We start from the raw sequence: 11,001 nt of genomic DNA on the forward strand, positions 1-11,001 counted from the left end.
ATCCGCAGCATGGCTACCCCGACCCTCGACGACCTGCGCCGCTACGCGGTAGCACGCACCCTCTTCAAGCCCACCACGCTGCCCGCCGCGATCCGCCAGCTCGGCTTCGTGCAGGCCGACCCGATCCGCGCTCCCGCACGCGCGCAAGACCTCACGCTGCGCCACCGTGTGAAGGACTACCGCGCGGGCGACCTCGAAAACCGCTACACCCGCCTCGCCGTCGAGGAAGACTGCCTCGTCAACTACGGCTTCCTGCCGCGCGAGCACCTGGCGCTGATGCACCCGCGCGAAGCCAAGCGCGCATGGGACGCCGACACGCGGCGCAAGGCCACCGATGTGCTGGCCTATGTGCAGGAACACGGCCAAGTACATCCACGACAGGTAGAGCAGCACTTCGCGCACGGCCGCATCAAGAACTACTGGGGCGGCTCGAGCAACGCGACCACGCACCTACTCGACGAAATGCACTATCGCGGCATGCTGCGCGTGGTGCGGCGCGACAGCGGCACGCGCGTCTATGAGGCCGTGACGCACCAGCCCGCCGACGACAGCCCTGCCGGCCGCGCACAGCGCGCCGCCGCGCTGATCGAACTGGTGGTGCGCAAATACGCGCCGCTGCCTGCCGCGAGCCTCACCTACCTCGTGCGCCTGCTCGGCTACGGTGCGCCGCATCTCTCGCTGCAAACGCAGGCGGCCCTGCGCATCGCCCGCGAAGAACTGCTCGCAAGCTGCCGCATCGACGGGACGACCTGGTACTGGCCCGCCGACGAGAACCCGGCCTCGCGCCGCCACGCGCCCGACGACGCCGTGCGCCTGCTCGCGCCCTTCGACCCCGTCGTGTGGGACCGCCGCCGCTTCGAACTGCTCTGGGACTGGACGTACAAGTTCGAGGCCTACACGCCCGCGCCCAAGCGCCAGTTCGGCTACTACGCGCTGCCGATGCTGTGGCATGACCGCGTGATCGGGTGGGCCAACGTCACCGCGCCCGAGGGCCGGCTGCAACCGACCTTCGGCTATGCCGGCAAGAAGCCGCGCGACGCGGCCTTTCGCGCGGCGCTCGACGACGAACTGCAGCGCATGACGCAGTTCCTCTCCGGGCGCTGACACCTTTCTTCCTATAATCGCGCGGCCTCAGCCAGCCGCCCGCAACGGGCCGCCAGCCGTCTTCGAAGGAACGAAGACCGCAGCCGCAACGGCTGCTCCCCCCGACGACGCAAGAAAAACCTACAACACCCACCGGCCGCCAGCCTTGATTGATTGAGCGAGCCGCCGGTAGCGCTCGTCCGGATTGAACCGAATCCGAGAAGCCATGGCACGCCCCGCTGCGCGCCGCAGCCACTCCCCTTACCGCAGGACTCAGGAGAAGCTGCACATGACATCGAAGAAGCATCGCCGCCCGACGTGGCACCTTTCACACACCCGCCGCGCCACGCTCGCGGCCACCGCCGTGGCGCTGAGCGCCGCCGTACCGGCCTATGCCGAAGAAAAAGACGAAGCCGGCGAGCCCCGCAGGGCACTGCCCACCGTCACCGTATCGGGCGATTCGGGCGAGACCGCAACCGGCCCGGTAACCGGCTTCGTCGCGAAGCGCGGAAGCTCGGCAACCAAGACCGACACGCCGCTGATCGAAACGCCGCAGGCCATCTCGGTCATCACGCGCGACCAGATGGAGGCGCAGGGCGCGCTCACGTTGCGCGAGACCACCAACTACACGGCCGGCGTGGTGTCGAGCTACTTCGACAGCCGCGTCGACTCGTTCAAGGTGCGCGGCGGCGACGCCATCCAGTACCTCGACGGGCTGCAGCGCAGCTACGGCACCTACAACACCACGCGCGTAGATCCGTACATGCTGGAGCGCGTCGAGCTGCTGCGCGGGCCCTCTTCCGTGCTCTACGGCCAGGGCGGCATCGGCGGCGTGCTGAACCTGGTGTCGAAGCGGCCGCAGGCCGAGCAACAGCGCGAGGTGCAGGTGCAGCTGGGCAGCCACAACCGCAAGCAGGTCGCGGCCGACTTCACCGGTCCGCTCGACACCGAAGGCAAGTGGCTCTATCGCCTGGTGGCCGTGAACCGCGACAGCGGCACGCAGGTCGACCATGTGCCCGACGACCGCATCCTGCTGGCGCCCTCGCTCACCTGGCGCCCGAACGCCGACACCTCGCTCACGCTGCAGGCGCTCTACCAGAAGGACAAGAGCGGCTCGCTGATCGGCTTCTTCCCATGGCAGGGCACGCTGCTGCCGTCGCTGTACGGCCAGATTCCCACCTCGACCTTCACCGGCGAGCCGGGCTTCGACCGCTACGACACGCGCAACATCTCGCTGGGCTACCTGTTCAGCCACCGCTTCAACGACACCTGGACCTTCAGGCAGAACCTGCGCTCGACCGAGAGCAAGGTGGTCTACAACTCCTCCTACACCAGCTTCACGGCCAACCGGCTCACCGGTCGCCCGGCGCGACCGGTGTTCAACGCCGACCAGCGCACCATCGAGCGCGACCTGGTGGTGCAGCTCAACGGCGGCAAGATGCTGCTGATCGACAACCAGGCCGAGGCGCACTTCAAGACCGGCGCGGTGGAGCACACGCTGCTCGTCGGCGCGGACTTCCAGCGCAACGAGACCTCGCAGCTCACCGGCCGCGGCCGCGCGGGCGCGCTCGATGTGTATGCGCCGGTGTATGGCAACTACACGGCGCCCACCTTCCTCACGCGGCAGCCCGCGGTGCTGCAGAAGCAGGCCGGCATCTACGTGCAGGACCAGGTCAAGTACGGCCGCTGGATCGGCCTGCTCGGCCTGCGCCACGACAAGGCCACCACCGACACCGAGGGCCGCCCCGCGGTGGCGGTCGACGACAAGGCCACCACCAAGCGCGCCGGCATCGTCTACCTGGCCGACGGCGGCTGGGCGCCGTACCTGAGCTATGCCGAGTCCTTCCTGCCGCTGGGCGGCGCGGACGCGAACAACACGCCCTTCAAGCCGCAGCGCGGCAAGCAGTGGGAGGCTGGCGTGAAGTGGGAGCCCGAAGGCCAGCGCACCTCGTTCATGGCGGCGGTGTACGACCTGCGCGACACCAATCGCAAGACCACCGACCCGACCAACCCGCTCAACAGCATCCAGCTCGGCGAGGTGCACGTGAAGGGCCTGGAGCTCGAGTACAAGGGCAGCATCGGGCGCGACTGGGACTGGATCGCCTCGTACGCCTACACCGACGCGCGCGTGTCGCGCAGCAACGGCGCCGACCTGGGCAAGCGCATCTCGGGCGTGCCGAAGCACACGGCCTCGGCCTGGCTGATGCGCCGCTTCACGATCGGCGGCGTGTCGGGTTTCTCGGTGGGCGGCGGCGTGCGCTACCTCGGCAAGTCATGGGACGGCATGGACGCCAACCCCGTGCCCTCTGTCACGCTGCTGGATGCGATGGTCGCCTGGGACAACGGCCCACTTCGCCTGTCGCTCAACGTGGGCAACCTGACCGACAAGGTCCAACTCACCACCTGCCTGGCACGCGGCGACTGCTTCTACGGCCAGCGCCGTACCGTGACTGCGGCCGCCACGTATCGTTTCTGAAGAAAATCCCCGCTCGGGCGAAGGTCTGCCGCGCGGGCGACAGGTCCATACGGCGATGGGCTCCTAGAATCGCCCCCGCTGTCCGGTTCGCCGGGCGGCAAGCGTTCTCAGGGCGGGGTGCAATTCCCCACCGGCGGTAATGGCGGCTCTTCTGAAAAAAGGCCGTACAAGCCCGCGAGCGCCTGGAGCTTGCAACAAGTTTCAGGGTCAGCAGATTTCGGTGCGATTCCGAAGCCGACGGTCACAGTCCGGATGAAAGAGAGCGCGAAATGCGGGCTCGCCCGCGCGCATTGCTTTGCCGTGCGCGCAGGTAGCCTTGCAGTTTCGTGCGCCCTGATTCAGGAAACCTGCTTTCAAGAGGCACACCATGAGTCAGATCAACGACCTTCCCCTTTCTGCCGTTACCGCGTCGGGTTCGCCGCGCGGCGAGCGCATCGCATTCGTCGAGGCGCAGTGGCATTCCGACATCGTCCACCAGGCGCGCGACGCCTTTCTCGAAGAAATGGACCGCCTCGGCGTGGCGCGCGAGCTCATCGACATATTCGACGTGCCCGGTGCCTTCGAGATTCCGCTACATGCCAAGCGGCTCGCCAATTCCGGCAAGTACGCGGCCATCATCGGCTGCGCGCTGGTGGTCGACGGCGGCATCTACCGCCACGAGTTCGTCGCGAACACGGTGGTCAGCACGCTGATGTCGCTGCAGCTGGAAACCGACGTGCCGATCTTCTCGGCCGTGCTCACGCCGCATCACTTCCACGAGCATGTGGAGCACCGCAAGTACTTCCACCGCCACTTCGCGGTCAAGGGCACGGAAGTGGCCGAGGCCTGCTTCAAGACGCTCGAAGGGCTGAAGAAGGTCGACGCGCTGCTGGCCGCTGCGTGACAACAGGCGCAGGCCTGCAGTAATCTGGGCGGATGAGCTCTTCATCATCCGCCCGCGAAGACCGCTACACCCTCTACGGCGCCCCTGGCTCGGGCGCCACGCCGATACATGCCGCGCTGACGCTGATCGGCGCGCAGGTCGATACCGTCGATGTCGCCACTTGGGAAAGCGAGGCCGAGCGCGAGCGCGTGTCGGGCGTCAACCCGATGCGCCAGGTGCCCGCGCTGGTGCTGCCTTCGGGCGAGGTGATGACCGAGAGCGCGGCCATCCTGATCTGGCTCGGCGACCGCTACCCCGAAGCCGGGCTCTGCCCCGCACCCGACGATCCGCTGCGCTCGCGTTACCTGCGCTGGATGGTCTATCTGCCGGCGGCCATCTACTCGCTGTTCTGGGTGCGCGACGACCCGCAGCGCCTCGTGCCCGACCACACCGCGCAAGCCGCGATGCTCGAACGCTCTGCCGAGCGCATCGCTCACTGCTGGCACCTGATGGACACGCAGATCGACGAGCCCGCGCCTTACCTTCTGGGGGAAAAGCTGAGCATGCTCGACCTGTACGTGACCGTGATGTCGCGCTGGACGCCGGGCCGCAGGCGCTTCTACCGCGTGGCGCCGCGCATGGCCCGGATGGTGCGCCGCGTGGATGCCGACCCTCGGCTGGCGGAGTTCTGGGCTGCGCGCTTTCCCTTCACCATGGACCCGAGCGCTCCGGGAGGCTGAGTCCTGTTTTCTATCATCGACACCATGACCGTACGCACACCGACCACCGTCTACCCGATGACCATCTACCACAAGCCCAACTGCAGCACCTCGCGCAACGTGCTGACGTTGATCCGCGAAAGCGGCGTGGAGCCCGAGATCGTCCTGTACCTGGAAACGCCGCCCCCGAAGAAGAAGTTGCGCGAGCTCGCGAAGGCGATGGGCATGGGCGCGCGCGAACTGCTGCGCACCAAGGAAGCGCCGTACGAAGAACTGAAGCTGGCCGATTCGAAGTGGACCGACGACCAGCTGTTCGACGCCATCGTCGAGCACCCCATCTTGCTGCAACGGCCCATCGTGGTGTCGCCGCGCGGCACGCTGATGTGCCGGCCATGGGGGCGCGTGCGCGAGATCCTTCCGGCCTGAAGCGTCAGCTCGTGGCCCGCTGCGCCAGGCCCCACGCGACATGCTCGCGCACGAGTTCGCTTGGGTGTTCGGCCCGCGTCGCCAGTGCCTCCTGCGCATCGCCCTCGCCCGTTCGCGCCGCATTGCCCAGCGCCACGGCGATGTTGCGCAGCCAGCGCTCATGCCCGATGCGGCGGATCGGGCTGCCTTCGGTGCGGCGCAGGAAGTCTTCTTCGGTCCACGCAAAAAGCTCGGCCAGCGTGCGCCCCGTGAGCCCTTCGCGCGCATCGAAGTCGGGCAGCTCGCTCTTCTTCGCGAACTTGTTCCAGGGGCAGATCAGCTGGCAGTCGTCGCAGCCGTAGATGCGGTTGCCCATCAGCGGACGCAGCTCCAGCGGAATGGGCCCGCCGTGCTCGATGGTCAGGTAGGAGATGCAGCGCCGCGCATCCAGCCGCTGCGGCGCGATGATGGCCTGTGTCGGGCAGATGTCGATGCAAGCACTGCAGCTGCCGCAATGTGCCGTGACGGGCCCGCTCGGCGGCAGTTCCATGTCGACATAGATCTCGCCCAGGAAAAACATCGAGCCCGCGTCGCGGTCGAGCACCAGCGTGTGCTTGCCGCGCCAGCCCTGCCCGCTGCGCGAGGCCAGCTCGGCTTCGAGCACGGGGGCCGAGTCGGTGAAGGCGCGGTGGCCGAAGGGGCCGACCTCCTCGGCGATGCGTTCGGCCAGCTTGGCGAGCCGGTTGCGCAGCACCTTGTGATAGTCGCGGCCCCGTGCATAGACCGACACGATGGCCTCGCCGGGCCGCGTGAGGCGGTCGAACTCGATGGCCTGCCACTCGGGCTGCGTGCTGCGCGGCAGGTAGTCCATGCGCGCGGTGATCACGCTCACCGTGCCCGGCACCAGCTCGGCCGGACGGGCGCGGCGCGTGCCGTGTGTTTCCATGTATTGCATCTCGCCATGGAACCCATGGGCCAGCCATTGCATCAGACCGGCCTCGGCGCTCGATAAATCGACGCCCGCGATTCCGATTTGGGAGAATCCGAGTTCCCGGGCCAAAGCCTGAATACGAACAACGAGTGGATGGCTGACGATCACTTGCCGATTGTAGAAACGACCCAGAACGCCCGCACCCTGCGCTGGCGCAGCGAGGACGACACCGACGCTTTCGCGCTGGCCCTCGCGTCCTCGCCCGCATTGCGCGATGCCTTCATCGCGCTGCAAGGCGACCTTGGCGCCGGCAAGACCACTTTCGTTCGACACCTGCTGCGCGCGCTCGGCATCGCGGGGCGCATCAAGAGCCCCACCTACGCGGTGGTCGAGCCCCACGAGGCGCCCGACGGCCTGCAGATCTTCCATTTCGACTTCTACCGCTTCGCCGATCCGCGCGAATGGGACGACGCCGGCTTCCGCGACATCTTCGCGGGACCGGGCCTCAAGCTGGCCGAATGGCCAGAGAACGCCGCGGGCCGCACACCGGTTGCCGACCTCGCTATTAAAATAGAAGCAATGACTGACGACACACGCAGCGTGACCCTCCTCGCGAACACCCCTCGCGGCAGCGATCTGCTGGCGCGCATCGCCGCATGAAGGCGACCGGCCTGAAACGGCGCGTGCTGCTGCAAGGCGGCAGCATCGCGCTGATGCTCGGCGTGCACCAGATCGCCCGCGGCGCCACCATCCTCGCCGTGCGCGTGTGGCCCGCAGCCGACTACACGCGCGTGACCATCGAGTCCGATGCCCGCCTCAACTCGCAGCAGCTCGTGGTGGGCAGCCCGCCGCGGCTTGCCGTCGACATCGAGGGCATCGACCTCAGCCCCGAACTGCGCGAGCTGGTCGGCAAGATCAAGCCGGGCGACCCGTTCATCAACGGCCTGCGCGTCGGGCAGAACGCGCCGAAGGTGGTGCGCATCGTGTTCGACCTGAAGCAGGCCGTGGTGCCGCAGGTGTTCTCGCTCGCGCCCGTGGCCGCGTACAAGCACCGGCTGGTGCTCGACCTGTACCCCGAGCAGGCGATCGACCCGATGGAAGCGCTGATTGCCGAGCGCCTGCGCGATGCGCCTCGCGCGGGCAGCGGCAGCAACACAAACAACGCCCCGGCCGTGGCCGGCATCGTGCCCTCGGCCCCGGCCGCACCTGCGGCCGATCCGCTCGGCGAGCTGATGGCGCAACAGTCGATGCGCCCCGGCCCGCAGACGCCGCCGCCCGTGCTAATCACGCCGCCACCGCCCGTGGTGGGCACCGCGCCCGTCAGGCCCGTGGTGCCCCCTCCCCCGGTGGCTGCCGCACGCGGCGGCAGCAGCACCGCCGCCACGGCCAGCCGCACCGACCGCATCATCATCGTGGCGCTCGACCCCGGCCACGGCGGTGAAGACCCCGGCGCCATCGGCCCCAACGGCACGCGCGAGAAAGACATCGTGCTGCAGGTGGCGCACCGGCTGCGCGAGCGCATCAACGCAAGCAGCGTGAACGGCAGCCCGATGCGCGCCTTTCTCACGCGCGACGCCGACTTCTTCGTGCCGCTGGGCGTGCGCGTGCAGAAGGCGCGGCGCGTGCAGGCCGACCTGTTCGTGAGCATCCACGCCGACGCCTTCACCACACCCGCCGCGCGCGGCGCCAGCGTGTTCGCGCTGAGCCAGAGCGGCGCGTCGAGCAGCGCGGCACGCTGGATGGCCAACAAGGAAAACGATGCCGACAAGGTCGGTGGCGTAAACGTGGGCGGCCACGAGGCGCAGGTGCAGCGTGCCCTGCTCGACATGAGCACCACCGCTCAGATCAACGACAGCCTGAAGCTCGGCGGCGCGATGCTCGGCGAGATCAAGAACATCGGCGCGCGGCTGCACAAGGGGCAGGTCGAACAGGCCGGCTTCGCGGTGCTGAAGGCGCCGGACATCCCGAGCGTGCTGGTGGAGACAGCCTTCATCAGCAATCCGGAAGAAGAAGCCAACCTGCGCCGCGTCGACTACCAGGAGAACCTGGCCGACGCGCTGATGCGCGGCATCCAGCGCTACTTTGCGCAGAACCCGCCTCTGGCGCGCAGCCGGCAACTCTGATCGGCCGCGCGACTGTGTAAAGCCAAAGCGTGTACTGCTGTCCCACGCCGTGCGGCCCACGAGTCCGCACAGGCAGGCGCGGCAGGCTCCTACACAGATGCCACCGGCCTTCTGGACATGATGACTCATCACTCCTCGAAAGGTGGACATCATGAACACACGTCTCTGGATCGCTGCATTCGCAGCCACTTCGGTCATGACGATTGCAGGCTGCGCGAGCGGCCCCAACCAGAACCTCGGGACTGGTGTGGGCGCCGTCGGCGGCGCGCTGGTGGGCCACGCCATCGGCGGCAACACTGCAAGCACGGTGGGTGGCGCGGCCATCGGCGGCATCATCGGCAACCAGGTCGGCCGCAATGCCGACGAACGCAACTACTACAACCAGCAGCGCTATCCGCAAGGCAGCGGCTACTACCCGAGCAACGGCCCGAACTACTGAGATACGGCCTGAACGAAAAAGCGCGCCAGTGGCGCGCTTTTTTGCTGGTTGATCGGCCAGGCAGTCGTCAGGCCTGCGAGGCCTGCGCCTCGCGTGCCTTCTCGGCCTTCGAGGCGCGCCACGCGCCGAAGATCGCGAGCAACCCCGGCACGAAGATCAGCGCCCAGATGATCTTGTCGAGATGCTGGCGCACGAACGGCAGATTGCCGAAAAAGTAACCCGCTGTTGCAATGCCCAGCACCCAGATCAGCCCGCCCACCACGTTGAACATGGTGAACTTCGCGCGGCTCATCTCGGCCACGCCGGCCACGAAGGGCGCGAAAGTGCGAATGAACGGCATGAAGCGCGCAAGAATGATCGTGATGCCGCCGTAGCGCTCGTAGAAGCCGTGGGCCTGGTCGAAGGCCTTGCGGTTGAAGAAGCGCGAGTTCTCCCACTGGAACACCTTCGGCCCGAAGTAGCGGCCGATCGAATAGTTGCACTGGTCGCCCAGAATGGCCGCCGCAATCAGGACCCCGCAGGCGAGCGGGAAATTCATGAGCCCCGCACCGCACAGTGCGCCAACGATGAAGAGCAGCGAGTCCCCGGGCAGGAACGGCATCACCACCGCACCGGTCTCGACGAAGACGATGAGGAACAGCAAGGCATAGACCCAGGGGCCATAGGCAATGACAAAGGCCTCGAGGTGTTTGTCGACGTGAAGGATGAAGTCGACGAGAAAGCTGATGATTTCCATGGCCGCGGATTATCCTTGTTGAAACCGAACGCCCTGTGAATCACCCCATGCTGCACATACGCGCTGCCACCGACGCAGACTGGCCGGCCATCTGGTCCGTGCTCGAACCCACCTTCCGCCGCGGCGACACCTACACCTTCGCGACCGACGTCACCGAAGCCGAGGCCCGTCATGCGTGGATGAACCTGCCCGCCGCCACTTTCGTGGCCTGCGACGCGCAGGGTGCGGTGCTCGGCACCTACGTCATCAAGGCCAACCAGCCCGGGCACGGCTCGCACGTGAGCAACTGCGGCTACGTGGTGTCCGAGGCCGCGCGCGGCCTGGGCGTGGCCTCGGCGCTGTGCGAACACTCGCAGCAGGAGGCCGTGCGCATGGGCTTTCGCGCGATGCAGTTCAACTTCGTGGTGTCCACCAACGAAGGCGCGGTGCGCCTCTGGCGCAAGCTGGGCTTTGCCATCGTCGGCACACTGCCTGGCGCGTTCAGGCATCCGCAGCATGGCTTCGTGGATGCCTTCGTCATGTTCAAGCAACTGCAGCAGCCATAAGACTTACTTACCCCACCCGGAGAAACACACGATGACAGGCCAGTACATCCAGATGAAAGCCGCCGACGGCAGCGGCACCTTCCGCGGCTACCTCGCCTTACCCGAAGCCGGCACCGGCCCGGGCCTGGTGATCGCGCAGGAAATCTTCGGCATCAATCACACGATGCGCGAGGTGGCCGACTACTACGCCGAGGAGGGCTACGTGGTGCTCGTGCCCGACCTGTTCTGGCGACAGGAGCCGAACGTGGAACTGGGTTACAGCGAAGCCGACTGGCAACGCGCCTTCGCGCTCTACGGCGGCTTCGACGAGGCCAAGGGCATGGAAGACATGCAGACCGCCATCGATGCGCTGCGCGGCCGCGCCGAGGTGCCTTCGAAGAAAGTCGGCGTGCTCGGCTTCTGCCTGGGCGGCAAGCTGGCCTACCTGGCGGCCTGCCGCACCGATGCAGACGTCGCCGTCGGCTACTACGGCGTGGGCATCGACGCCGCACTCGACGAAGCCGACAAGATCAAGCGCCCGCTCACGCTGCACATCGCAGAGCTCGACAAGTTCTGCCCACCCGAGGCGCGCGACCGCATCGTCGCCGCGCTCCGGGGCCGGCCCGGTGTCTCGCTGTACGTGTACCCCGGCATGGACCACGCCTTCGCACGCGCCGGCGGCGAGCACTTCCACAAGCCCTCG

General features: G+C 67.4%; 12 protein-coding genes and 1 riboswitch. Of the genes, 10 read left to right on the forward strand and 2 right to left on the reverse strand.

Translation table 11 applies throughout. The features are described from left to right. The first annotated feature begins 9 nt into the window (after positions 1–9). The 5 genes from BMW87_RS31050 (at position 10) to arsC (ending at position 5,566) form a co-directional block, all read left to right on the forward strand. On the forward strand, positions 10–1,104 hold the full coding sequence (locus BMW87_RS31050; RefSeq protein WP_093081697.1) for a DNA glycosylase AlkZ-like family protein: 1,095 nt from the start codon (positions 10–12) through the stop codon (positions 1,102–1,104). A gap of 268 nt (positions 1,105–1,372) precedes the next feature. Next, on the forward strand, positions 1,373–3,559 hold the full coding sequence (locus BMW87_RS31055) for a TonB-dependent siderophore receptor (protein ID WP_093081699.1): 2,187 nt from the start codon (positions 1,373–1,375) through the stop codon (positions 3,557–3,559). Between the two features lie 99 nt (positions 3,560–3,658). Then, a riboswitch (FMN riboswitch) is annotated at positions 3,659–3,827 on the forward strand. A 99-nt stretch (positions 3,828–3,926) separates the two neighbouring features. After that, entirely contained in the window at positions 3,927–4,442 is a 516-nt protein-coding gene (locus BMW87_RS31060; protein ID WP_093057797.1) for a 6,7-dimethyl-8-ribityllumazine synthase, read from the forward strand. Between the two features lie 32 nt (positions 4,443–4,474). Next, positions 4,475–5,161: a glutathione S-transferase family protein gene (locus tag BMW87_RS31065; protein WP_093081702.1), complete on the forward strand. Its 687-nt coding sequence runs from the start codon at positions 4,475–4,477 to the stop codon at positions 5,159–5,161. Between the two features lie 24 nt (positions 5,162–5,185). After that, on the forward strand, positions 5,186–5,566 hold the full coding sequence (arsC, locus tag BMW87_RS31070; protein WP_093057799.1) for an arsenate reductase (glutaredoxin): 381 nt from the start codon (positions 5,186–5,188) through the stop codon (positions 5,564–5,566). Between the two features lie 4 nt (positions 5,567–5,570). On the opposite strand, the gene queG is transcribed toward arsC, so the two are convergent. Then, positions 5,571–6,644: a tRNA epoxyqueuosine(34) reductase QueG gene (gene queG, locus BMW87_RS31075; protein ID WP_177192882.1), complete on the reverse strand. Its 1,074-nt coding sequence runs from the start codon at positions 6,642–6,644 to the stop codon at positions 5,571–5,573. Between queG and tsaE the strand changes: the two genes are divergently transcribed. The 3 genes from tsaE (at position 6,630) to BMW87_RS31090 (ending at position 9,038) form a co-directional block, all read left to right on the forward strand. After that, the gene (tsaE, locus tag BMW87_RS31080) at positions 6,630–7,136 is read left to right on the forward strand and encodes a tRNA (adenosine(37)-N6)-threonylcarbamoyltransferase complex ATPase subunit type 1 TsaE (protein WP_093057918.1); all 507 of its coding nucleotides are present in this window, start codon (positions 6,630–6,632) and stop codon (positions 7,134–7,136) included. The two genes, queG and tsaE, sit on opposite strands and share 15 nt — an antisense overlap. Next, positions 7,133–8,599, forward strand: coding sequence for an N-acetylmuramoyl-L-alanine amidase (locus tag BMW87_RS31085; protein ID WP_093081704.1), 1,467 nt, complete (start codon positions 7,133–7,135; stop codon positions 8,597–8,599). The genes tsaE and BMW87_RS31085 overlap by 4 nt, the downstream gene beginning before the upstream one ends. Positions 8,600–8,750: 151 nt before the next feature. Continuing rightward, on the forward strand, positions 8,751–9,038 hold the full coding sequence (locus tag BMW87_RS31090; protein WP_093057920.1) for a glycine zipper domain-containing protein: 288 nt from the start codon (positions 8,751–8,753) through the stop codon (positions 9,036–9,038). A 67-nt stretch (positions 9,039–9,105) separates the two neighbouring features. Here the strand turns inward: BMW87_RS31090 and BMW87_RS31095 are convergent, their stop codons facing one another. Further along, complete coding sequence (locus BMW87_RS31095) at positions 9,106–9,774, reverse strand: DedA family protein (protein ID WP_093057801.1); 669 nt, start codon at positions 9,772–9,774, stop codon at positions 9,106–9,108. Between the two features lie 47 nt (positions 9,775–9,821). Between BMW87_RS31095 and BMW87_RS31100 the strand changes: the two genes are divergently transcribed. Together BMW87_RS31100 and BMW87_RS31105 are read left to right on the forward strand one after the other, a co-directional pair. Continuing rightward, entirely contained in the window at positions 9,822–10,319 is a 498-nt protein-coding gene (locus BMW87_RS31100; protein WP_093057802.1) for a GNAT family N-acetyltransferase, read from the forward strand. Between the two features lie 31 nt (positions 10,320–10,350). Beyond that, on the forward strand, positions 10,351–11,001 hold a 651-nt coding region (locus BMW87_RS31105), incomplete at its 3' end, for a dienelactone hydrolase family protein (protein ID WP_143062638.1).

The sequence above is a fragment of the Variovorax sp. OV084 genome (assembly GCF_900111625.1).
In the GTDB taxonomy this organism is placed as follows: domain Bacteria; phylum Pseudomonadota; class Gammaproteobacteria; order Burkholderiales; family Burkholderiaceae_C; genus Variovorax.

What these genes read in the sequence shown, in the direction of transcription:
- BMW87_RS31100 (WP_093057802.1), top strand. Translation starts at nt 9,822, where the DNA reads ATGCTGCACATACGCGCTGCCACCGACGCAGACTGGCCGGCCATCTGG.
- arsC (WP_093057799.1), top strand. Translation starts at nt 5,186, where the DNA reads ATGACCGTACGCACACCGACCACCGTCTACCCGATGACCATCTACCAC.
- BMW87_RS31085 (WP_093081704.1), top strand. Translation starts at nt 7,133, where the DNA reads ATGAAGGCGACCGGCCTGAAACGGCGCGTGCTGCTGCAAGGCGGCAGC.
- BMW87_RS31055 (WP_093081699.1), top strand. Translation starts at nt 1,373, where the DNA reads ATGACATCGAAGAAGCATCGCCGCCCGACGTGGCACCTTTCACACACC.
- BMW87_RS31090 (WP_093057920.1), top strand. Translation starts at nt 8,751, where the DNA reads ATGAACACACGTCTCTGGATCGCTGCATTCGCAGCCACTTCGGTCATG.
- tsaE (WP_093057918.1), top strand. Translation starts at nt 6,630, where the DNA reads ATGGCTGACGATCACTTGCCGATTGTAGAAACGACCCAGAACGCCCGC.
- BMW87_RS31065 (WP_093081702.1), top strand. Translation starts at nt 4,475, where the DNA reads ATGAGCTCTTCATCATCCGCCCGCGAAGACCGCTACACCCTCTACGGC.
- BMW87_RS31095 (WP_093057801.1), bottom strand. Translation starts at nt 9,774, where the DNA reads ATGGAAATCATCAGCTTTCTCGTCGACTTCATCCTTCACGTCGACAAA.
- BMW87_RS31060 (WP_093057797.1), top strand. Translation starts at nt 3,927, where the DNA reads ATGAGTCAGATCAACGACCTTCCCCTTTCTGCCGTTACCGCGTCGGGT.
- BMW87_RS31050 (WP_093081697.1), top strand. Translation starts at nt 10, where the DNA reads ATGGCTACCCCGACCCTCGACGACCTGCGCCGCTACGCGGTAGCACGC.